Annotated in this window: 18 protein-coding genes; 2 read left to right on the plus strand and 16 right to left on the minus strand. The window is 75.4% G+C overall.

Annotation, left to right across the window (positions count from 1 at the left end; genetic code table 11):
• Complete coding sequence (locus ACGFNF_RS05350; RefSeq protein WP_393165928.1) at nt 1-618, plus strand: hypothetical protein; 618 nt, start codon at nt 1-3, stop codon at nt 616-618.
• Nucleotides 619-739: 121 nt separating this feature from the next.
• Here ACGFNF_RS05350 and ACGFNF_RS05355 read toward each other — a convergent pair whose 3' ends face one another.
• The 6 genes from ACGFNF_RS05355 to ACGFNF_RS05380 form a co-directional block, all read right to left on the minus strand.
• Complete coding sequence (locus ACGFNF_RS05355; protein WP_357578551.1) at nt 740-2,623, minus strand: ABC transporter ATP-binding protein; 1,884 nt, start codon at nt 2,621-2,623, stop codon at nt 740-742.
• Nucleotides 2,620-4,326 carry an ABC transporter transmembrane domain-containing protein gene (locus ACGFNF_RS05360; protein WP_393165930.1) on the minus strand — a complete coding sequence of 569 codons (1,707 nt, stop codon included), beginning with the start codon at nt 4,324-4,326 and terminating at the stop codon, nt 2,620-2,622. The genes ACGFNF_RS05355 and ACGFNF_RS05360 overlap by 4 nt, the downstream gene beginning before the upstream one ends.
• A gap of 363 nt (nt 4,327-4,689) precedes the next feature.
• Nucleotides 4,690-5,229: a hypothetical protein gene (locus tag ACGFNF_RS05365; RefSeq protein WP_393165933.1), complete on the minus strand. Its 540-nt coding sequence runs from the start codon at nt 5,227-5,229 to the stop codon at nt 4,690-4,692.
• Complete coding sequence (locus ACGFNF_RS05370) at nt 5,226-6,890, minus strand: alpha/beta hydrolase (protein ID WP_393165934.1); 1,665 nt, start codon at nt 6,888-6,890, stop codon at nt 5,226-5,228. The genes ACGFNF_RS05365 and ACGFNF_RS05370 overlap by 4 nt, the downstream gene beginning before the upstream one ends.
• A gap of 7 nt (nt 6,891-6,897) precedes the next feature.
• Nucleotides 6,898-7,200 carry a type VII secretion target gene (locus tag ACGFNF_RS05375; RefSeq protein WP_357578547.1) on the minus strand — a complete coding sequence of 101 codons (303 nt, stop codon included), beginning with the start codon at nt 7,198-7,200 and terminating at the stop codon, nt 6,898-6,900.
• A gap of 69 nt (nt 7,201-7,269) precedes the next feature.
• Nucleotides 7,270-10,266 (minus strand): MXAN_6230/SCO0854 family RING domain-containing protein, encoded by a 2,997-nt coding sequence (locus ACGFNF_RS05380; protein ID WP_393165936.1) that lies wholly within the window; start codon nt 10,264-10,266, stop codon nt 7,270-7,272.
• Nucleotides 10,267-10,475: 209 nt separating this feature from the next.
• Here ACGFNF_RS05380 and ACGFNF_RS05385 point away from each other — a divergent pair, with 209 nt between their 5' ends.
• A complete protein-coding gene (locus tag ACGFNF_RS05385) occupies nt 10,476-11,765 on the plus strand; it encodes an MFS transporter (protein ID WP_393165938.1) in 1,290 nt (429 codons plus the stop codon).
• Between the two features lie 65 nt (nt 11,766-11,830).
• On the opposite strand, the gene ACGFNF_RS05390 is transcribed toward ACGFNF_RS05385, so the two are convergent.
• The 10 genes from ACGFNF_RS05390 to ACGFNF_RS05435 all read right to left on the minus strand — a co-directional run bounded on the left by ACGFNF_RS05390 (nt 11,831) and on the right by ACGFNF_RS05435 (nt 21,236).
• A complete protein-coding gene (locus ACGFNF_RS05390; RefSeq protein WP_393165940.1) occupies nt 11,831-12,814 on the minus strand; it encodes a nitroreductase in 984 nt (327 codons plus the stop codon).
• A gap of 2 nt (nt 12,815-12,816) precedes the next feature.
• The gene (locus ACGFNF_RS05395) at nt 12,817-13,935 is read right to left on the minus strand and encodes a hypothetical protein (RefSeq protein WP_393165942.1); all 1,119 of its coding nucleotides are present in this window, start codon (nt 13,933-13,935) and stop codon (nt 12,817-12,819) included.
• On the minus strand, nt 13,932-14,372 hold the full coding sequence (locus ACGFNF_RS05400) for a DUF4188 domain-containing protein (protein WP_357578542.1): 441 nt from the start codon (nt 14,370-14,372) through the stop codon (nt 13,932-13,934). The genes ACGFNF_RS05395 and ACGFNF_RS05400 overlap by 4 nt, the downstream gene beginning before the upstream one ends.
• 3 nt (nt 14,373-14,375) lie before the next feature.
• Nucleotides 14,376-15,956, minus strand: a complete 1,581-nt coding sequence (locus ACGFNF_RS05405) for a phenylacetate--CoA ligase family protein (RefSeq protein WP_393165944.1) — start codon at nt 15,954-15,956, stop codon at nt 14,376-14,378.
• 102 nt (nt 15,957-16,058) lie between these two features.
• On the minus strand, nt 16,059-16,811 hold the full coding sequence (locus tag ACGFNF_RS05410) for a hypothetical protein (RefSeq protein ID WP_357578540.1): 753 nt from the start codon (nt 16,809-16,811) through the stop codon (nt 16,059-16,061).
• A 128-nt stretch (nt 16,812-16,939) separates the two neighbouring features.
• Nucleotides 16,940-17,494: a hypothetical protein gene (locus tag ACGFNF_RS05415; RefSeq protein WP_357578539.1), complete on the minus strand. Its 555-nt coding sequence runs from the start codon at nt 17,492-17,494 to the stop codon at nt 16,940-16,942.
• A 46-nt stretch (nt 17,495-17,540) separates the two neighbouring features.
• Nucleotides 17,541-19,190, minus strand: coding sequence for a glycoside hydrolase family 10 protein (locus ACGFNF_RS05420; protein WP_393165946.1), 1,650 nt, complete (start codon nt 19,188-19,190; stop codon nt 17,541-17,543).
• A gap of 521 nt (nt 19,191-19,711) precedes the next feature.
• Complete coding sequence (locus ACGFNF_RS05425; RefSeq protein ID WP_393165948.1) at nt 19,712-20,119, minus strand: DUF202 domain-containing protein; 408 nt, start codon at nt 20,117-20,119, stop codon at nt 19,712-19,714.
• A complete protein-coding gene (locus ACGFNF_RS05430) occupies nt 20,116-20,514 on the minus strand; it encodes a DUF202 domain-containing protein (protein ID WP_357578536.1) in 399 nt (132 codons plus the stop codon). Before ACGFNF_RS05430 ends, ACGFNF_RS05425 begins: the two co-directional genes overlap by 4 nt.
• Nucleotides 20,508-21,236 carry a TSUP family transporter gene (locus ACGFNF_RS05435; protein ID WP_393165950.1) on the minus strand — a complete coding sequence of 243 codons (729 nt, stop codon included), beginning with the start codon at nt 21,234-21,236 and terminating at the stop codon, nt 20,508-20,510. The genes ACGFNF_RS05430 and ACGFNF_RS05435 overlap by 7 nt, the downstream gene beginning before the upstream one ends.

Below are 21,236 nucleotides of genomic sequence, written 5' to 3' on the forward strand. Positions count from 1 at the left end.
ATGCCCGACAAGTCCGCGTACGAGGCCAGCACCCTCGACTGGGCCCGCATCCGCGCCTACGCCAGGCGCGTCGCCAGGGAGACCCGCAAGCCGACGGAGAGCGGCATCTCCTACACCAGGACCGAGTACCAGACCGTGACGAAGCGGGTGGAGGTCAGACACGGCTTGTTCAACATGTTCACGAAGGTCCAGCACAGGCCCGAAAGGGTCGCGGTCATCCAACGGGTCGACGTCGTCGGCCCCCACTGGGTGCTCGACAGGCGCAACCAGCACATCGAGCGCAACACGAGGCACCGGAACACCACGCATCAGGAGACCACCCACGAGCAGAGCTGGGTGGTCTTGCTGCCCGACGGGAGCCTGAAGAAGGTCGTGCTGTGGGAGGAGGAGAACCTGCGCACCGAGAACAACCGTTCGACCTACTTCGGCACCCACAGCCACTCCATCGCCGACCTCGGTGACGGCGACGTACGGGCGATGGACTTCGAGAAGCGGCACTCCGAGTACGGCACCCATGGCAAGGGCGTCAAGACATGGGGGGACCGGGAACCCGGCAGGCGGCTGCTCACCCACGCCAAGGGAGTCGGACTGACCCAGGCCCTGAAACGGCTGCTCTGACGGGACGTTCACGCGCCGTGACGGTTCCCGGGTGGCAGCGGTCTGCGGCGTCGGCTGCGGCGGCGCGGGGCCTGGTGCGGGCCCGGCCGGCGCGGCAGTCGGCGTGACGGCGCGTCGTGCCCTAACCCGGCGACACGCCCGACGGTCGAGGATGCGCGGCGGCGAACTCGTCGCTCCCGCGCTCCTTCGGGACCACGACGTCGGGCGTGCTCCAGGAACGCCACAGCCGGGCGTAGCCGCCCCCGGCCGCCAGCAACTGCTCGTGCGTACCGTGCTCGACGACGCGCCCGTGCTCCATGACGACGACACGGTCGGCGGTGGCCGCCTGGCTGAGGCGGTGGGCGACGATCAGCGTCGTACGGCCCTCGGTGGCCGCCGTGGCGGCGCGGTCGAGGTCACGCGCGCCCGCGCTGCCGGCCTCCGCGGTGGCCTCGTCGAGGATCGCGACGGCGGGGTCGGCGAGGACGAGGCGGGCCAGGGCGAGCTGCTGGGCCTGGGCGGCGGTGAGCTGCCGCCCGCCCTCCCCCACGCACGTGTCGAGCCCGTCCGGCAGCGTGCGCAACCAGTCGGTGACGCCGACGAGGTCGAGGGCGGCGGCCACCTCGGCGTCGGTCGCGTCGGGGTCGGCGAGGCGCAGGTCCTCGCCGAGCGTCCCGGCGAAGACGTGGACCTCCTGGCTGATCAGCGCGATCTCGCGCCGGATGCGGTGCTCGTCCAGGTCGGTCAGCGGCACGCCGCGCAGGCGGACCGCGCCGCTGGTGGGCGCGATGATTCCGGCGGCGATGCCGGCGAGTGTGCTCTTGCCCGCGCCGCTCGCGCCGACGAGGGCGACGCGTTCCCCGGGTGCGAGACGGAGGGCGACGTCCCGCAGCACGACGGGTCCGTCGTCGTAGCAGTGCCGGTCGACGAGCACCTCCAGCGCCGCGGGTCCGAGCGCGCCCGTCCCGGGCCGTTCCGCACGGGCGGGCGCGGAGCCGTCGGGCGCAGCGGTGTCGGGCAGGGTGGTGACGCCGACGAGCCGGGCGAGGCTCGCCCCGGCCTGGAGCACGGAGTCCGACTGGAACAGCAGCAGGCCGATCGGGTTGAACAGGCGGTGGAAGTAGAGGGCCGCGGTCGTCGCCGCCCCCACGGTGGCCAGGTCGTCGCGGACCAGCAGGAAGCCGGCGAGCAGTACGGCGGCGAGCCCCACGAACTCGGACCGGTTGATCCGCAGCCCGAACCGGGTGTGCAGGCTGAAGATCTCCAGCGACAGGTCGCGGGCCGTGGCGGAGCGATCGGCGATCCGACCGACGTGCGCGTCCTCCATCCGGTACGCGCGCACGGTCGCCGCGCCGCGCAGCGCCCCCGCCATGGCCTGTGCCCGCTCGCCGGTCGCCACCCGCTCGCGCGCGTAGTACGGGACGGAGCGCTTCAGGTACCAGTACAGCGCCAACGCGTAGGCGGGGGCGGCGGCCAGCCCGGCGAGGCCGAGCCGCCAGTCGAGGGCGAAGAGCCCCGCCGCGGTCAGCACGATGGACAGCAGCGCGCCGAGGAAGGCGGGTCCGCTGGTGGCGATCACGTTCGTCACCACGGCCACGTCGTCGCCGGCGCGGGCCACCAGGTCCCCGGTGCCGGCGCGCTCCAGCGTGGCCGACGGCAGGTGCAGGGCGCGGTCGAGGACCCGCTCCCGCAGCCGCGCCAGCACGGTCTCGCCGAGGCGGGCCGTGAGCGCGGCGCCGACCGCGGTGAGGACGCCGGCGAGCACCGCGGCGCCCGCGATCACCCCCGCCCAGGCCACGACGCGGGGCGTGTCGGACCCGGCGATGACGTCGTCGACGAGGCGGCCGAGCACCCAGGGGGCGACCAGCCCGGTCGCCGCCGCGGCGACCAGCAACGTGCCGGCGGCGGCGCTGAGCCCGGGCAGCCGGGCGAACTCGACCCGGAGGGCGGCCCAGGTCTGCCGCGCGGTGGCCGTGGGCAGCAGCCGCCTGGTCCGCACGTCGGGCGTGCTCGGCTCGTCGGTCATCGCAGGACCTCCTCCCGGTAGCGGGCGTCGCTGGCAAGCAGGTGCTCGTGCGGTCCCTCGGCGGCGACCCGCCCGCGGTCGATCACGACCACCCGGTGCGTGCTGCGCAGCAGGACCGGGCTGTTGGTGATCAGCACCGTGCCGCGGGCCGCCGCCGCGCGGGCCGAGGTCAGCCCCTCGGCGAGCAGCGCCTCGGTCACCGCGTCGACCGCCGTGGTGGGGTTGTGCAGCACCAGCACCGGCGGGTCGGCGACGAGCGCCCTGGCCAGCCCGATCCGCTGCCGCTGCCCGCCGGAGAGGTTGGCGCCCCGCTCGGTGAGCAGCCGGTCGAGGCCGTGCGGGTGCGCGGCGAGCACGTCCTCGGCCGCCGCGGCGCGTACGGCGGCGCGCAGGACCGCCTCGTCGGCGTCGGCGCCGGCGGCGAGGTTGGCGCGCAGCGTCCCCTCGAACAACGCCACGTCGTGCTGCTCGACCAGGAGGATGCCGCGCACGGCGTCGACGTGCAGGTCCTCGGCGGGCACGCCGTCGACGTACAGCGTGCCCCGGTAGTCCTCCCGGAGCACGCGGCCGGACAGCAGCGTCACCAGCGCCTCGGCCTCGCTCGGGTCGTGGGCGAGCACACCCAGGACCTCACCGGCGCCGACCCGCAGGCACAGCCCGTCGAGTCCGGCGTACCCGACCGCGTCGAGGGTGAGCCGCGCCGCGGCCGGGGCGGGTGGTCCGGCGGTACCCGGCCAGGTGAGCGGCTCGGCGCCGAGGACCCGGGCGACCCGCCCGGCGCTGGCGCGGGCCATGGCGAACAGTTGCACGGACCAGCCCAGCGTCTGCACGGGCTCGGCGACGAACTGGGCCAGCCCGACGACGGCGACGAGTTCACCGACGGTGAGCCGGCCCTGGATCGCGAGCCAGCCGGCGACCCCGGCGACCGCCGCGAGGAAGAGGCCGTTGACTGTGGTGGTGAGCCCGAGGTGCAGACCCTTGGTGGTGGCGGCCCGCAGGGTGACGTCGAGGGCGTGGCGGCTGGCGGCCGCGTACCGGCGGGCGGCGTGGTCCTGCGCGCCGATGCCGCGCAGCACGCGCAGGCCGGTGACGAGGTCGACGGCGAGCGAGGTCGTGGCGGCGAGGGCCTCCTGCTGTGCGGCGCTGCGCCGGCTGAGCAGCGGCGCCATCCGTTGCAGGGCGACGACCACAAGCGGCACGCCGACGAGCACGCCCAGCCCGAGCGGGACGTCGACGACGAGCAGCGCGACGGCCGCGACCACGATGGCGGTGAGCGCGGCGGCGCAGAGCCCCGCGACCCGTACGACGAGCGCGGTCAACTCGGCGTCGGAGGCGGTGACGGACAGCAGCTCGCCGTCGCGCATGCCGGAGCGGTTGCCGCGCGGGTCGAGGGCGCTGCGGGCGATCTCGACGCGCAGGAGGTGGGCTTCCTGCTCCAGGGCGGCGTACCCCAGGCGGGCGCCGGTGCGGTAGGCGAAGGCGAGGACGGTGAAGAGCGCGGCGAGACCGGCGAGGGAGAGCAGCAGCGCCCGTACGTCCCCGGTGGCGACCGCGCGGTCGATGATCACGCCGATCGCGACCGGGACGAGGGCCTCGGTGGCCTGGTGGGTGCAGAGCAGTGCGGTGCCGGCCACCACGCGGCCGCGCTGGCGGCGCAGGGCGCGGCGCAGCACCGTCGTACCGCTGAGCTCGTCGACTGCCATGAGCGTCAGGCCCCGGCGTGCTGGTCGGGGGCGTCGGCCCAGGTGGGTGTCAGGGCCCGCCTGGTGTCGGCGACGACCTGGACGAACGTGGATGTGTGCACGAGCTGCGCCCTCCCAGCGATCAACGGCCAGGTTAGCCTCGCCTAATACACGCGACGAACGGGGGCCCGGCGGGTGGGTCGTCACGTGATGGCGACCGAGCGGCAGCATCAGCGGCTTCGCCGACCTCGGGGTCGATGATGCCCGGCCACCCCGTCCGGCGCGCCCGCGCCGAGACCGGACCCGTCCGGGCGTTCGCTCGCGCCGCGCAGGGGCGGTCGGCCCGCCCCCGCGACCCGTGGGGACGGCTGACCAACCGGTGAGCTAGGCGTTGGCCGGGTCCTCCCCGGCTGCGGGCCGGTAGCAGCCACTGGCCAGGATCAGGGCGACGCGGTCCCGGCTCGCGGTGGTCGTGAGGCTGATCGTGATCCCGGTGCCGGGGTCACGCATCGACACGGCACCCCGGGTACCGTCGGCGAAGGTGCGGTCCTCGGTGATCTCGTAGCCCTGCTGCCGCCACATGTCCCGGATGCGCCGCAGCGTGGCGATCTGGTCGGCGGGCGGGACCGCAAGTCCGGCGAAGCCGCTCAACGTCCACCGTCCGTCGTCGGCGATCTCGCCCCGCTGGCCCTGGCAGGGCGAGGTGTTGGTCCGCCAGGCGTCGAGCGTGACGCCGGCGGTGGTGGCGACGGCCCGGGCGCGAGCCTCGGCCAGGGTGCTCACCTCGGCGGCTGCCTTGGTCTGCAACGGTTCGTTCCTTCCTGAGGAGGAGCCGGAGTCACCGCCGGCGCAGGCGGTGGACGGCACCAGCACGGCCGCCAGCGCCACCGCCCGCCACCAGGGCGTGCGGTGCGGCGGGGTCATGGCGCTCTTCCGTGGTCGAGTGCGGCGGCCTCGTAGTCGCCGACGATGACGGCCGCCTGGGAGCGCAGCATCTGACTGTTCTGCGCCCAGTATCCGCTGTGGCCGGACGTGTCGACGTGCAGGACGTTGCCGCCGAACTCCGGGTCGTGCGGGGCGGGGCCGTGGATGCCGACGAGGCCGTCGACCGCCCACTCCCCGACGACGGGCACGTTGTCGAGCCAGCCGATCGTCTCCTCCGGTCGCGCGACGACGGTGTCGTCGGCCGCGGCGCCCGCCCACACGTGTCTCGGGTCGATGTTGAACTCGCTGGCGGTCTCGACGCGCATGCCGGGACTGCCGACGGCGATCATGTCGTCGACGGCGAGGCCGTCGCCGTTGCTGGCGGCCTCGCCGAGGACGGTCGAGCCGTAGCTGTGGCCGATGGCGGTGAGGTGGGAGGGACCGTCGTCGTGGGAGGCGCGGAGCCCGTCGACGAAGCCGTCGAGCGCGCGGGCGCCGGCCTCGGACTTGGCGCCGAACACGGCGCTGACGATGTCGAGGTCGAGCGACGGGGTGTCGTAGCCGAGCCAGGCCACGACGGATACGTCGCTGCCGGCGGGAGCAAGCTCGACCGAGGCCTCCCGCAGGTCGTCGGCCCGACCGATCAGGCCACGGATGTCGTCGAGTTCGGTGCCGACCCCGGGCACGAGGACCGCGGTGTGGGCGGCGGTGTCCGGGTTGCCGATCGCGACCGCCGCCTTCCCGTCACCCGCCGGATCGAACGACAGCAGGTAGAGCCGTTCGTGCGGCGCCGCGTTCTCCGCGCCTTCCAGCTTGTCCAGCAGCATGAGCGCGGCGGCGTGCCGCGGGTCGTCCCGGTCGCGGTGCCGGCCCGCGTCGTCACCGACGAACGTACGCAGCGCCAGTTGGTTCGCCGCGTCGCGGTCCGTGGCGGGCAGCCCGTCGAGTGCGCCTATCCGCTCCGGGTAGGCGGTGAGGTAGACCTGCCGCTCGTCGTCGGACAGGCCGCTCCACCAGGCGTGCACGTCGGCGGGGCTGCTGCCCGGCGCGGGGATGCTCTCCTCGCTCAGCTCGAGCGCCGCGGCGGCGGCCAGTGCGCCGTCGTTGGCCCTGTCGTACTCCCAGGCGAACTGCCCCGGAGCGCCGGCCTTCAACTGGGTCAGGGCGCGGGCGATCCGGCTGTCGGCCTCGGTGGCCTCGGCGACGATCCGCGTGATCAGGTCGGTGTGGATCGCGGCGTTCCGGACATGTCGACGGTGGAGCGTCTCCGCGTCCGGGTCGTGCCTGTCCCCTGCCGCCATCGCCGGCGCGGACACCCGCCCGGCCTCGTCCACGCTCAGTCCGAGGGATCGGGCGGCGCCGACGGCCGACTCCAACCGCCGCTGCAGGTCGCCGAACTCCTCCGCCGCTTCCCGCAACACGCTCGCGGCGGTCCGGGTCTGCAGGCTCGCCACCTCGAACTCGTCATCGAGCTCGTCCATCCGGGCCAACGCCGCGCTGGCCGCCGAGCCCTGCCAGCCCGAGCCGCGCAGCGGCCGGGTCAGCTCGGCGCCGCACCGCGCCTCCAGCTCCGCGCAGGCCCGCGACAGGTCCGTCCAGGCCTGCGCGGCGTCCCGCAGCGGGGCGACGCGCGCCTCGCGCAGGTCCGCGTACGTCACCACCGCGCGGTCACCGCTCGGGGATGTCGAAGCGGGCGGCGCTGGCCTCGTCGCTGTAGCGGTAGTCCATCGCGCAGCCCTGCAGAGCGTCGCCGACCTGGGACAGATGGCGGTCCAACCCGGCCAGGTCGTCCGACCACGACCAGCGCAGCTGCTCCAGCGCCGCCCGGGTCTGCCAGCCGGGCAGACCGGCAACCGCGGCCCGCGTCTCGTCTCCGACGTCGGACACACCGCGCCGCAGGTCGTCCCGCAGGTCGTCGCACACCCGCGACGCCTTCTCCAGCAACTCCGGCTCGACGTGAAGTTCGATCACTGACTGGCCTCCCGCGAAGATCGAAGCGAGCCTACATACCCGCCCCACGCACCGCACGGATCGGTCGCCTCAGCCGGTGCCCAGCCCGGCCAGCACGTCGCCGGCGCGCAGCACCGTCCACGGGTGACCGGGCGTGCCGGTCACCGTCACCACCGTCGAGCCCGGCGCGACCGGGGCGGGCGCGGGGGCCAGGCGGTCGAGGGCGTCGGGGTCGGCGACGCCGGCCAGGACCGTGCGGCCGGCCAGGTCGGGCGGTACGCGGATCCCGCCGGTGTCCATCGACGCGGCCACGCGGACGGCGGCCACGTCGGCCGGCACCTCGGTGTAGGTGCGGTCCGCGTGGCCGACCAGGATCCGGTCGGCGCGCCCGACCGCGTGCCACGCCAGCAGGTCGAGGACCGTGGCGTGGTGGCCGCCCAGGAAGTGCTCCCACTGGTCGGCGGCCGCCCGGGCCAGCTGGTCACCGTGGCGGTCGACGCTGTGGCCGTAGCCACGGCCGGTCAGGGTCAGGTCGGTCCAGAGCAACCGCCGGGAACGCAGGTCCACGACCATCGGCAGCAGCATCCGGGCGTTGCCGCGCAGGTCGAACCGCTGCGCGACCCGGGCCCCGTCGAACTGCTCACCCCTGGGGAGGGGCAGCATGACGCCGGCGAGCGCCTCCGTGAGGGCCTCGAACGGCACGGCGTTGTAGCTGAGGACGGTCGGCACCGCGTAGTGCACGCCGCGCTCGGCGAGACGGGCCAGGTGGAGGTCGAGGAACTCGGTGGCTCCGAGCGGAGCCGGGGCGGAGGTGAGGTCGCCGGAGTGGATCGCGCCGTCGCCGGCGAAACGCAACCGGGTGAAGTCGCAGTGGCCCACCCGCTGCCAGTCCCGGTCGAAGAACACGCAGGACAGGTCGAGGTCGACCCGCGTGGCGCCCGGGTCCTCCCAGTGCAGGAAGAACCGCAACACCTGCGCGCCGGGCAGCGCCCGCACACTGCCCCGGGGCCACCCCGCCAGCTGCGCCGAGGCGGCCCGCTCCCGCGTCGGCGCGGGCACCTCGGCCAGGGCGGCGTCGAGGACGGCCACGTCGAACCGGCCGAGCCGGGCGGCGCGGGCGGTCAACTCGGCGTCGACCAGTCCGCGTACCGCGGTGATCGCCGGCGCGGGCACCGGCGGGCGACGCTCAGGCTCGGTCCAGGTGGTCACGACGCTGCCGCGGGGATGGAACACCCGCCGGGGCATACCGGGACCGGGACGGCCACCGACGATCCCGGACTCCTCCACTGTGCCGGACTCCTCCACGGTGCCGCCTGCGGGCGGCGCCTCAGCGGGAGGGGCCGCCCCGCCGGCCGGCCGGAGCGCCCCCCGCAGGAAGGCGGGGCCGGCGCCGCGCACGCCCCGCGCGACGGCGCGCAGAACGTCGCCCAGGCCGACGGTGAGCGCCGGGGCGGCACCGGCCTGCTCGGAGCGGCGGGCCCGCGCCGCCGCCCGCGCCCGCGCGGTCGCCGCCAGTTCGGCGGCCGTCGCCCGTACCGTCCGGTCGCGGCCGGTCAGTTGAGCCGCCGCCGCGGCGAGCACGCCGGGTGCCACCCGGGCCACGGTCCGGCGCATGGCTGCCTCGACGGCCGCGTGCGCCGCCGGATCGTCGCCGGCGACCCGCAGCAGGTGGTCGAGCCGGCGCCACAGCTCGCCCGGACGTTCGGTGAGCAGGCGGGCGGCCTCCGCCGCGTCGTCGCCGGTCAGGGCCTCCTCCACCAGGGACGCGTGGGTCCGCACGCGGACCGTGACCGTGCCGTCGGGGTGCCCGGTCGGCACGAGCCGCCGGGGCTCGCGGGCGCAGGCCGCCACGATGGCCGCGCCGAGGACACCGGCGCGGGCCGCGCGGGTGCCGCGCAGCGCGGCGAAGGCGACGGCCGCCGCCGGGTGCGCGGCCACGTTCTCGTACGGGTGCAGCCGCTCGCCGAGGCGCTTCCAGACGGTCGGGTGCCGCCGCAGATCCTCGGCCGCGCCCGCGGCGCCGCAGGCGTCGAGGTGCGCGAGAGCCGCGCGCCGCAGCGGCCGGGGCAGGGCCCGCACCCGAGTGACCGGCACGACGACGGCGGGCTCGTGGACCGGACGCCAGGCCACGCCCGGAGCCGCGGACTCGTCGTCGCGCCGCGGCAGGACCAGCCCCGGGTCCCCACCGGAGTACGCCCACAGGGTCCGCGCCACGTCCGTCGCGGTCGACCACCGCCGCCGGGCAGCGGCGACCACGTCGCGGTGGCCGGGGGTGCCCGTCGCGGCGTGCAGCGCCCGGGCGACGACCAGCGCGAGGGTCTCCCGCGCGGGCACCACCTCGGGCAACCAGTCGAGGCGGCCCGGCGCGGTGGCGTCCACGAGCACCCCGAGGTCGGCCCGGTCGGACTCGCTCAGCGCGGCGGGCCGGGCGACCAGCTCGTCCCGGAGCCGGACCGCGGCGCCGACCGGGTCGGCCTCGAGCCCGGCGAGGCGCATCGGCAGCGGCGGCGCGGCCGGGACGGGGTGCTCGCCGGCGTCCCCGGCCGACGCACCGGCTCGCCGCGGCGGGCGGCGCACCGGGGGCGCGGGCGCGACGACGGGAAGGTAGGTGTCGCCCGCCGCCAGCCGGCGGCCGCAGATCGGGCAGGCGGTGACCTGCTCCGGCGGGAAGCACGCCGGGCAGACGGGATGGCCGCACGGGTCCAGCGGCGCGCCACCCTCCTCGCGGCCGCACAGCACGCAGGGCGCGCCGGGCACGCCGAACAGGTGGGTCAGCAGCCGCCGTACGTAGACCGCCTCGACGTCGCGCGGGGTGTCGGGGAACGAACGGTAGAACGGCAGCATCGGGCGGTCCGCGCCGGCCAGCTCGTCGATGGTCGCCAGCAGCCAGTCGGCCCACCGGACCCGCACCGCCGCCGGCAGCCGGGCCGCCGCCGTGCGCAGGTCCGCCCGGAGCAGCCAGCCACGACCGGCCAGGTCGGCCTCGAGCGCGGCCACCCAGGCGACACCGTCCGCAGGGGCGGCGCCCGTGCCCACCACCGCGACCCGGCCGGCGCGTCGCAGCAGCACCACCGCCAGCGGATCCATGCTCGCGCCCTCCCCGTGCGGAGCGGTGGGCGGAGAGTCGCGACGCTAGTTGCCAGGACAGGGTGAGAAGGAAGCACCGCGGGGAGCCGCCCACCGCGGGAAGGATCATACGGCGCGGCCACGGCCGGCCTCACCCTGATTCCCGGCCGACGCCCGTCTGGCTCGCCAGGGACAACGCCCGCAGGATGGATCGGATTACCCTCGCCGGTATGAACCGACGCACCGATCCGGTTCGGCGTCCCCTGTGGCGCGATCGCAACTTCGGCGCCTACTGGGCTGCGCAGTCGCTCTCCGCCGCCGGCGACTCGTTCGCCTACATCGCGGTGCCGCTGCTCGTGCTCCACGCGACCGGGTCGGTCGCCCAGATGGGCCTGCTCACGGCCGCGGCCGGCGCCGCGTCCGTCGGCGCGGGGATCTTCGGCGGCGTCCTGGTCGACCGGTACGACAGACGCAAACTGATGATCACCGCCGACCTGGCCCGGCTGGTGCTCTACGGCCTCATCCCCCTGGCCTGGCTCGGTGGTCCGCAGGTCTGGCTGCTCTTCGTCGTGCTGCCGATCTGCGAGGCCGCGGGCATGGTGTTCCAGGTCGCCGCGGTGACGGCGGTGCGCAACCTCGTCGACCGACCCAGGATCACCGAGGCCAACGGTCGCCTACAGGCGACGTTCGCGGCAGCGGCCGTGCTCGGGCCGCTGCTCGCCGGCGTGGTGTCGGCCCGCTTCGGTCCCACGGCGGCCATCGCCATCAACGCGGCCAGCTTCGCCCTGTCTGCCTTCGGCCTCTGGCTGGTGCGGCTGCGGCGGTCCGACGAGGGTGCGACGGCCGGCGGCACGGCGGCGCGCGAGGGCCGGCTGGCCGAGTTCCTCGCCGGTGCGCGGTTCCTCTGGCGGCAGCCCGTGCTCCGCTCGCTGACCGTCCTGCTGTCGGTCTTCATCTTCCTGACGTACGGCTTCACCGACGTCCTCGTCTACCACGTCAAGCACGACCTCGGCGGCTCCGACGGCACGGTCGGCACGGTGCTGGGGTTGGCGGCCCTTGGCACGGTCGTCGGGGCGCTGCTGGTGGCGCCGCTGCGCCGCAGGCGTGGCTTCGGCATCACCTGGATCGGCGCGCACGCGATGTGCGGTCTCGCCATCGTGGGCATCGGCGTCGTCGGGAGCGTACGGGGCGTCACCGTGCTGACCGCGGTGTACCTGTGCGGCGTCAGCGTGGGCGGGATCTGCTCGATGTCGCTGCGCCAGGAGATCACGCCGGACCACCTGCTCGGGCGGGTCACCTCGGCGTTCTGGAGCACGCACTACGCGCTCGGGCCGGCCGGCGCCGCCGTGCTGACCTGGGCGGCGGGCCGTTACGGCGTCACCGCGGTCACTGTCGTCGCCGGAGCGGGGTGTCTCCTGGTCGCGGTCGGCGGGCTGTTCACCCCGATCCGCCGCGCCGGCTCGGAGCCGGTGGCCCGCCCGCCGGCGCTCCAGCGGCCCGCGACCAGCCAGGCGTCGTGACCCTGGCACGTGCCACCCGCACGCCGGGGGCCCCGCTCCGCACGTGCCGCCACCATCGCCGGGGGTCAACGGAAGCCCTGCCCGGAGCCGCCGAGCCGGCGCGCCGAGGGTGCCGCCGGGCCCACCGGCCGGCCGACCCGGGCCACGTGCAGCAGGCGCTCCGGCGCCACGCCCAGCAGCGAGCCGAGGGCGTCTCGGGTCGCGGCCGTGTCGATCAGCTGGCTCAGCGGGTGCGCCGCCAGCCCGGCCGCGTGCAGGGTCAGCCACACGCGCGCGAGCACCCGACCGAATTCGACATGTGTCGCGTCGTCCGTCCCGGGCGGTCCGATCAGGACGATCACAGCGCCACCGCGTGCGAGCGGGTTGCCGGACGCCGCCGCGAGGAGCCGGGGCAGGCCCAGCGGGCGCAGGACCGGGTACGCCGCCAGCGCCGCCCGCAACGCGGTCGCCTCGCGCCCGGACAGACCCAGGCACCGGTCGGTGAGCCCGTCGGCGTGGTAGTCCGGGTGCGCCGGCGTGAGCCGCAGCCACGACCGCAGCTCGGCGACCACGGCGGGATCCGCGTACGTCTGCCGGTCGGCGACCCTCAGCAGGCGGGCCAGCCGGCCGGCGTCCGGTACGGCCCGGACCGTCCCGCCCGACGCCCGCGCGACGGCGTCGGCGGCGGCCAGCACCTCGGCGTCCGGGCCGGCTGAGAACCGGCCCCGGTGGGTGCGGCGGGTGAGCACCTGCGCCGCGTCGAACGGGGTGTCGTAGCGGTGCGGGGACGCCCGCAGCCAGCCCGCCCGGCGGTCGGCGGCACAGTGGTCGGCGACGAAGCGCAGCCGGAGCCCGGCGTCGGCGGCGACGACCAGGCAGGTCTCGACGAAGGCGCCCAGGGACAGCCGCAGGTCCCGGCCGGACGGATCGGCCGCCGGCAGGGTGTGCGCCGGCTCCCAGCCCACCCGGACCGCATCGGGCTGGTGGTCGAGGCGCCACGGCTGGGTGTTGTGCGCGCTCGGCGCCCGCCAGCAGAGCGGCGCCAGGGCGCGGAACGCCGCGAGGTCCATGTCTACAGCGCCCTCTCGTAGAAGGTGTACCCGTGCAGCGGCCGGCCGCCCGACGCCCGGTACTGCGCGGCCGAGGCCGGGTTGTCCCGGCCGACGTAGGTGCTGCGCAGCGTGGTGTACCCGCCGGCGTGCAGGTTGCGGCGCAGCGCGCCGGAGAGCAGCCGCTGGTATCCGCGCCCCTGGTACTCGGGCAGCACGCCCTTGACGATCAGCACCGCCTCCCGCCGGTACCGGCGGCGGACCGCCAGCAGCCGGAGCTGGTGGAACAGGTTGAGGTCGCCCCTGACGCGGACGACGAACTCGCTGATGTCCGGCACGCAGAGCACGAACGCCACCGGTTGCCCGGCCCTGGTCAGGTAGAGCAGCAGCGACTCGTCCAGCAGGTACGCGAGCCCGTCGGTCTGCCGGCGCAGTTGCGCGGCGGAGATCTCGGTGTAGTAGCCGAGCTGGGCGAAGGACGCGTTGAGCATCCCGCGCAGCAGTTCGAGCTGCTCGGCGAGCCGCCGGACGTCGCCCCGGTGCACCCGCAGCTCCGCGCCGTCGGCGTCGGTGCCGGGCTGGTCGGTGCCGGGCTGGTCGGCACCGCACGGGGCGTCGGCGGCGCCGGAGACCGGGCAGATCCAGGTGTCCGACTCGAACCGCCGGCGGAACCCGTACGACTCGTAGGCGGTCACGTACCGGGGCGGGTTCCAGGCGCTGTCGATGAAGCCCCGGTCGGCGTACCCGGAGGTGATGACGCCGCCCGCCTGGTTGGGCAGCAACGCCACCGGCCCGAAGAGCGCGTCCCGGTCGCCTGCGGCGCGGGCGGCGGCGACGATCGCCTCGAACAGCGGTCGCGCCGCCGCCTCGGTGAACTCGGTGAGCCCGAAGAGCTGACACCGGCGGCCGAGCTTGGCGTCGAGGGCGGCGTCGGTGTGCAGCGTGGTGCGCCCGACGACCGCACCGGTTCCGCCGTCGCGCAGCACGTACATCGGCACGCCGTCGCGCCACCACCGCCGCACCTGCTGGCGCGACGGCGGCACGAAGCGCGGCTCGCCGGCGTACACCCGGTCGGTGAGCGCCAGGAACTCGCGCAGGCCGCGCCTGTCGACGACCCGCTCCAGGCCGCCCGGGGCGGTCATCGCCGCACCGCCGGTCCCACCGTCTCCGAGCCCAGCGGGCTGAACGTCTCGATGTGCCCCAACTCGGTGGACTCGGCCCGCCACAGGCCGTTGGAGTAGCCGTCGGGTTCGGCGGTGAAGAGCCGGATGAAGCCCGCGGTGGCGTTGCGGTCGCCGTCGGTGAGCCAGACCATCAGCTTGCGGTGGTGGCGGGAGCGGGCGAAGCGCATCAGTGCCTCGCGGTCGGTGAAGAACGCGACGGTGCCGAGGGTGAACGGGAACTCCCAGTACACCCGGTGCCAGCGGTATCCGGACATGCGACGCATGTCGCGGACCATCCGGCGCCAGGCCGGGAAGAGCCGCAGGATCGCCAGCGGGCCGCGGTAACGCGTGGCGCCGAAGAACATGGCGCCGGCCTGGGCCCGCGCGGGGGCGCGGGAGAAGTCACGGGTACGCATCGCTCAGCCCTTCAGGTAGACGTTCTTGAGCTTCTGCTGTCCGGCGAACGGGCCGGCGCCCGGTTCGTGCAGTTCGATGCGGAGGTCACCGGCGGTCGGGTCCTCGGTCAGCGACTGCGCGAAGTCGCGGGAGACGGCCGCCAGGTGCCGGCGTACCCCGCTGCGGCAGGCGGCGGCGAGAGCCTCGCGGTCCGACCCGGACAGCGGGCGGCGCAGTTCCAGGTGGACCACGGGCCGGGTCTCCAGCGCGGCGTCCTCGGCCAGCGACAGGCAGAACCGGCTGATCTCGGCCGCGTACGGGTTGTCGGCGTAGAGGCCGTACTCCACGTCCTGCGGATAGAGGTTGGCGCCCAGGTACGACACCGTCGAGTCGCGCCGGCCGAACAGCAGCAGCACCGGCAGGGTCATCCGCTCGCTGGCCAGCGCCGCGCGGCAGTCGGCCCAGCGCCGCGGGTCGCCGCGGACCAGGTCGAGGATCCGTCGATACCCGACGAGCAGCGCCTCGTCGCCGACGTTGTACCGCAGCCGTGGCTGCAGGACGTCGGGACCGGTGATCGTGCAGAGCAGTTCCCGGCGCTCGTTGGTCTCCAGGTAGGTGGCCAGCGGGTTGTACTGGAACGCCATCGGCAACCGCTGCTCGTCGGCGCCGAGCAGCGCCGCCCGCAGCTCGGGGTCGTCACGCAGGCGTCGCCGCAGCCACACGGTGAACCGGGTCTCCGCGCCGATGCCGATGGTCAGGTCCGAGGCGCCGTACGCGGACCGGACCCGCAGGAACCGCTCCTCCAGATAGGCGCGCAGCGCCTCCGTCATCGCCTCTCCCCCGCAGCTGGCGAAGATGCGGTGGCGCGACCAGTCGAAGCCCTCGGCGTCGAGCCGGTCGCGCAGGTGCTTGAGGAACGGCGGGTACGCGGTCACCAGGTAGTCGAAGTCCGGGCCGAACTCGCGAAGGGTGTCGACGATCTTGCCGAGGTCCGGGCCGGTGTTCTTGACCACCGCGATCCGGGCCATCGCGGCGCCGGTCGTCGTCCCGGTCGCCCACGCGCCCATCGAGTAGGCGTTGATGACGAAGGGGCGACGCATGGGGAAGACCAGGCTGGTGTAGCCGACGATGTCGCGGTGCACCGCGCGCAGCTCGCGCTCGCCCCGGGGCCAGTTGAAGGGCCGGCCCGACGAGCCGGCCGACTCGTCGACCACCACGCCCCGCTCCGGCAGTCGTCCGCCCCGGCAGCGCCGGGCGGCGTCGAAGGGGACGACGTAGCTCACCTTGTCGGTCTCCGGGAAGTCCCGCAGCCGGCGGCGGGCCCCGGCCGGCCGGGCGCGCAGGAAGGCGCGGTACGCCGGGACGTCCAGCGCGGCGAGCGCGCAACCGGCGCGCGCGTTCGCCGCCGCGAGCACGTCCAGTGCCCGGTGGTGCCGCCGGGCCGACCACCGCCACGAGGCGGGATGGCTGCCGGCGAGCCGCACCGCCGCCCCGATCAACCGACCGGAGATCGTCAGACGTACCCGTCGCCAGCGCTCGCCGGCCGTCAGACGTGGTGCCGTGAGAAAGGACGGATCAGCGTATCGATGCAGCGTCTCGGCCATGTCAGAATCCTCGGCGCCGCCGACCGAGGACGCCTGAGCTGTCGCACCGGTCGACGCTGAGTACCCGGACCCAGCTCGATCCGGGCGCCGGCCCCTACCCCGTCACGGGGCCAGTCGCTGCGAGATCCAGTCGGCCGCCTGCTCGACCGCCCGCCGGGACTCGTCGGTGTGGTCCAGCATGTCGAACCCGTGCTGCCCGCCCGGTACGTCGATCACCTCCACCCGTACGCCGGCGTCGCCCGCCGCGTCGAGGAACGCCGCGACCGTCTCGGCCATCTCCTCCCCCTCCCGGCCGACCCGGGTGATCAGCAGCGGCGGTACGGGCCCACCCGGCTCGCCGATCGCCGCGCCCGGCGCGAAGCGCGGGTCGACGCCCCAACCCGGCAGCGGCGCGAGGACGGGGTACGTCAGTGCCACCGCCCGCAGCCAGGAAGGCCGGTCCCGCAGCCAGTCCGTGCTCAGCAGTCCCCCGCCGGAGAAGAACCACAGGGCGATCCGGCCGCCGTCGACGCGCGGGTCGGCGCGGAGCCGCTCCACGGCCGAGGCGACGTCGAGGGCGGCGGTCGGGCAGTCGGTGACGGGGCCCTGCGGACCGACGACGACGCGCATCCGGTGCTCGACGGTGACGGTCAGGAGACCGAGGTCGGCGAGAAGGCAGCCGTAGCCGCGGAAGACCGGCCAGTCGCGGGGACCCGGGTGCGGGCCGGGTGGCAGCGGTCCACCGTGGACGACGAGCACGGCGGGGTGCGGACCGCCGCCCTCCGGCACGTACCAGTCGAGATTCGCCTCCCGCTCGGGCTGACGTGCCGTCGGCGTCAGCACGAAGGGGCGGAGGAAGCTCGGCGTCTCGTCCATGATCGCAGTCTGGCACGGCTCGGCCACGCTGTGGTGCCCCTGCCGGGCGTCCCACCGCCGACCGCCCGCCGGCACCCACGCGCCGGGGCGGTCCCTTGCGAGGCGTGCGGCGGCCGTTGCCGTGCGGCTCAGGCCCCGGTGCCGGGCGACCCGGGCGGCGGCAGCGGCAACTCGACGGCGTCCACCGTCGCCACCCGCACGGCCGAATGCGCCGGCGGCAGCTTGTCGGCTCGCGGCGAACGACTGTGCACCCGGCCCCGGCCGGTCGGATCCGGCCGCCCGCTCACCTCGCAGGTCACCATCAGGATCGGCGCAGGCGGCGCGGTGAACCGGCCGGCACCCCAGCGCACCCAGAGCGGGATCCGCCCCGCGTCGGCCTCGGCGAGCAGCTTCTCCCAGGTGCGGCGGCGCGTACCGTGATCGACCTCGACGACGACCGGCGGTCCGTGCGGGCGGGCACAGGCCACGTCGAGCACCGACTGCTGCGCGGACATCGGCGGCGGCAGCGGCAACACGCTGGACGCCCGCCGGTAGACCCGCCAGCCCTGCTCCCCCGCCCAGCCGACCACCGCGTCGATAAGCCGGGCGGTGACCTGGTCCGTGGTCAGGTCGGTGAAGGCGACCGCGTCGAGCTGCTCCGCCAGCGACGCCGCCAGCCGCTCCCCGTCCTCGCCGACCACCACCGCCGCAGGGTAACCGGCGCCACCGCGCGTTCCCGCAACCCCCCTCCTACGGCGCCGCGACGGCCACCGGCGCGCTCAGGCGGCCCTCGTTGCCGCTGCGGTCCAGGCCAGAGACGCAGTAGGACAGCGGACGGTCGGCCGGGGCGGTGCGGTCGACCCAGCCGGTGCCCCGGGCGGTGCCCACGAGCCGCGCCGTGTCGCCGTCGACGCGGTAGACGGCGAAGCTCGCGGCGCCGTCCCCGCGCCAGGTCAGCGTCACCCCGCCAACGCCCGCACGCCGCGCGTCGGTGACCGTGGGGGCGGCCGGCGGCGTCGCCGGTAGCTGCGCCATCGCGGGCGCCAGCGCCGGCCCGGCATAGTGGGCCGCGCGGTACCGGCTGACCGCGCCGAGCTTGTCGGCGCGTACCTGCCTGGCGCTGAAGTGCACGCTTCCGCTCGCGCCGTGCCGGCGGTTGAGGGTGAGCTGACGGTCCAGTTCGGCCGGGTCGCGCCAGGCACCGCGCTCGCCCACCCGGTAGTCGGCCTGGCCGATGTAGAGCTGCACCCGGGTGCCCCGCACCGTGGCCGCCCACCACGGCAGCAGCTTGGCGTAGTCGGCCTTGCCGAACCCGATGTGCCAGTAGAGCTGCGGCACGACGTAGTCCAGCCACTGCCGCCGTACCCAGAGTCGGGTGTCGGCGTAGATGTCGTCGTAGCTCTGCAATCCCGCGGTCGCCGAGCCGGCCGGGTCGGTGCGCTCGTTGCGCCAGATGCCGAACGGGCTGATCCCGAACTTGACCCAGGGCTTGATCGCCTTGATCCGTTCGCTCATCTCGCGGACCAGCGTGTTCACGTTGTCCCGGCGCCAGGCGTGCTTGTCGGCGGACCCCTGGCCGTACCGGGCGAACGTCGCGTCGTCCGGGAAGTCCTGCCCGGCCTCCGGGTACGGGTAGAAGAAGTCGTCGAAGTGCACCCCGTCGACGTCGTACCGCTGGACCGCCTCCAGCATCGAGTCCTCGACGAACGTGCGCGCCTCGGGGATGCCGGGGTTGAAGTAGAGGCGGCTGCCGGGCCGGTCGGCGCTGGGATAGGTCACCACCCAGTCGCGGTGCCGCCGCAGCGGGTGCGTCGGCGCGAGCCGGTCCAGCCTCGGGCCGGGCCCGCCCACCGTGGCCGGCTGCCCGCCCCGGTACGGGTTGAACCAGGCGTGGAACTCCAGGTTGCGGGCGTGCGCCTCGGCGACCATGAACTCCATCGGGTCCCAGCCCGGGTCGCGGCCGTCGCGGCGCCCGGTCAGCCACTCCGACCACGGCGCGTACGCCGACGGCCAGAGCGCGTCCCCGCTCGGGCGCACGTGCACGAAGACCGCGTTGTGGTGGTGCCGCACCGCCAGGTCCAGCCAGCCCCGGAACTCCGCCCGCGCCGCCTCGGCCGACAACCCCCGCCGGCTCGGCCAGTCGATGTTGTTGACCGTCGTGATCCACATGCCCCGCAACTCGCGGGGCGCCTCGGCCGGTCGACCGGCGCAGGCGGGGGTGCGATCCGCCGGGGCGGCCCCGAAGGGGGTCACGGCGCCCTGCTCCGACACCTCGCGTCCACCGGCGACCCGGTCCCGCAACGACCAGGCGCCGAGCGCGACCGCCACGGCGAGCGCGGCGACCACCGCGACCAATGCCTGGGTACGACGGCGGTGGGCGGGCGACTCAGCGGCGGGCATCGCCCCAGTCTGCCCAGTCCGGCCCCACCTCGCGAGCCGGTTGGACCGTCGGTGGACGGTCGGCCGGGGGCCGGACGCCGACGCCGTGGCGGATCAGGCCGGGTCGTCGCCCTCGGCGGCTCAGGCGTGGCGCGTCAGGAACGCGACGCCCGCCTCTCGTCTGCGGTGCCGCGGTCACCGTCTGTCGAGACGAACGGGGTGCGCATACGGGTCATCGCGTCCGCGCTCACGTCCACCGCTCGCCCGCGTTCGCGGTCGGTGTCCCTGTCTCCCTCTGACTCGAAGGGATTCAGGGCGGGCGGCGTCAGGTCTGCCAAGACGTACTCCAAGATTCACAGGGCGGCGCGCAACGTGTTCACTGGCGGCTGCGAGCCGGGAGGGAACGCGGGTGGTCGGGGCGCGTCATCGGCCGTCGTATGCCCGCTTCGGACAGCCTACCGCTCCCCCGCACCACCGCCGAGGCGAGGCTGCGGCGGCCCACGTACGGGCGACGCGACGGCGCCGTCACCGGCCCCGCGCGGTCACGGGATCGGCACCGGTGTCGCGGCGGTCAGCACGGCCGCCGCAGCGGCGAGCCCGAGCAGGCAGGTGAGCCCCGCGACGCCGGCCATCCAGCCGGCCCGCGGCACGACGGTCGCCGGCACCGGGGTCGACGTCGTGCGGCGCGGCGGGACGCACCTGGCGAGGGCGAGCGCGCCCACGCACAGCGCCGGTGCCGCCACGGCCGGATAGGCCCAGCCGCCGAGCAGCGGGGTGAGCAGTCGCGCGCCGACGGCACCCGCCACAAGGAACGCCGCCGCCGTGCGCCGCCAGGCCAGCATGGTCCGCTCCAGTTGCAGGCCGGGGTCGCCGTCCAGGCGAGGAGGTGTCCCGGGTGGACCCGCCGCCGCCGGGCGGTGCCCGTCGCGGGGTGCGGCGGCACGGCTCACCGGACGAGGCCGACCAGGATCAGTCCGGCCGCCAGGACCAGGCCCAGGCCGAGCGGCAACGCCAGCGCGGGTGGCGGCAGGCTCCGACCGAGGCGCAGCGCCGCCTCCGTACGCAGCCAGCCGATCCACGCCTGCACCGGGGCCACGGCGCCGAGCAGGATCAGCACGACGGCCGCGGCGCGGCGCAGCCCGGGCGCGATGGGCAGGGCCAGCGCCTCCAGGGCGATCCCGGCCGCGAAGAGCGCCAGCGACGTACGGATCCAGGCCAGGAAGGTGCGCTCGTTGGCGAGACTGAACCGGGGGTCGGGATCGACGCCCCGGTCGAAGACCCGGCCGGGCCACCGGCGTCGCCCGGGCGTCCGCGAGGAGGTCTCGTCGTCCGTGTCGACTACCACAGGGCGGTCACTCCCTTTCCGACGGCGATGACGCTGCCAATCAAGGCCAGCCCGATGACCGATCCTCGGGCCCGCTCCTCCGGCAGCCAGCGGGACAGGACCTGACCTCCGGCGATGCCGACGGTCATCGCCACGGCGCAGGCCAGCAGCAGGGGCCAGGACAGCGCCGGCGTGCCCTTGGCGGCCAGCGACAGCACGTTGGTGACCAGGCCGACGACCTGCACGGTCGGCACGAAGCTGCGCTGGCCCCAGTCGGTGCTCACCGCGTAGACGGCCAGGGGCGGCCCGCCGGTGCCCGCGGTGGTGTTGAAGAACCCCGAGGTGAAGCCCGACAGCACCGGCCCGGCCCGGCCGCGCAGGAAGCGCAGCGGGTTGCCCCGGGCGACCCAGGTGACGGAGATCGCCGTGATCGAGCCGACGCCGATGAGCAGCAACGGACCGGGCAGGGACGCCACCACCCAGGCGCCGAGGGGGACGGCGACCACGACGCCGACGATCATCTCCACGGCCAACCTGCGGTGCAGGGCCCGGAAGGTCGAGGCCAGCACGACGAGGTTGATCGCGGCGGAGAGCAGGTTCGCCAGCACGACGCCGGTGAACGGGCCGAGGATGATGACCAGGAACGGCGCCGCGACCAGCGCGAAGCCGAGCCCGGTGACCCGCTGCATGGCCGCCCCGAGGGCGACCGCCACCACCGCGAGGGCGGCGCCGAGGAGGGCCAC

Origin of the sequence: Micromonospora sp. NPDC048868, from assembly GCF_043198195.1 — a bacterium.
Lineage (GTDB): Bacteria > Actinomycetota > Actinomycetes > Mycobacteriales > Micromonosporaceae > Micromonospora > Micromonospora reichwaldensis.

Excerpts from the sequence above, each read along its gene's own strand:
- ACGFNF_RS05350 (WP_393165928.1), top strand. The coding sequence starts at position 1 with ATGCCCGACAAGTCCGCGTACGAGGCCAGCACCCTCGACTGGGCCCGC.
- ACGFNF_RS05355 (WP_357578551.1), bottom strand. The coding sequence starts at position 2,623 with ATGACCGACGAGCCGAGCACGCCCGACGTGCGGACCAGGCGGCTGCTG.
- ACGFNF_RS05360 (WP_393165930.1), bottom strand. The coding sequence starts at position 4,326 with ATGGCAGTCGACGAGCTCAGCGGTACGACGGTGCTGCGCCGCGCCCTG.
- ACGFNF_RS05365 (WP_393165933.1), bottom strand. The coding sequence starts at position 5,229 with ATGACCCCGCCGCACCGCACGCCCTGGTGGCGGGCGGTGGCGCTGGCG.
- ACGFNF_RS05380 (WP_393165936.1), bottom strand. The coding sequence starts at position 10,266 with ATGGATCCGCTGGCGGTGGTGCTGCTGCGACGCGCCGGCCGGGTCGCG.
- ACGFNF_RS05385 (WP_393165938.1), top strand. The coding sequence starts at position 10,476 with ATGAACCGACGCACCGATCCGGTTCGGCGTCCCCTGTGGCGCGATCGC.
- ACGFNF_RS05390 (WP_393165940.1), bottom strand. The coding sequence starts at position 12,814 with ATGGACCTCGCGGCGTTCCGCGCCCTGGCGCCGCTCTGCTGGCGGGCG.
- ACGFNF_RS05395 (WP_393165942.1), bottom strand. The coding sequence starts at position 13,935 with ATGACCGCCCCGGGCGGCCTGGAGCGGGTCGTCGACAGGCGCGGCCTG.
- ACGFNF_RS05400 (WP_357578542.1), bottom strand. The coding sequence starts at position 14,372 with ATGCGTACCCGTGACTTCTCCCGCGCCCCCGCGCGGGCCCAGGCCGGC.
- ACGFNF_RS05405 (WP_393165944.1), bottom strand. The coding sequence starts at position 15,956 with ATGGCCGAGACGCTGCATCGATACGCTGATCCGTCCTTTCTCACGGCA.
- ACGFNF_RS05410 (WP_357578540.1), bottom strand. The coding sequence starts at position 16,811 with ATGGACGAGACGCCGAGCTTCCTCCGCCCCTTCGTGCTGACGCCGACG.
- ACGFNF_RS05420 (WP_393165946.1), bottom strand. The coding sequence starts at position 19,190 with ATGCCCGCCGCTGAGTCGCCCGCCCACCGCCGTCGTACCCAGGCATTG.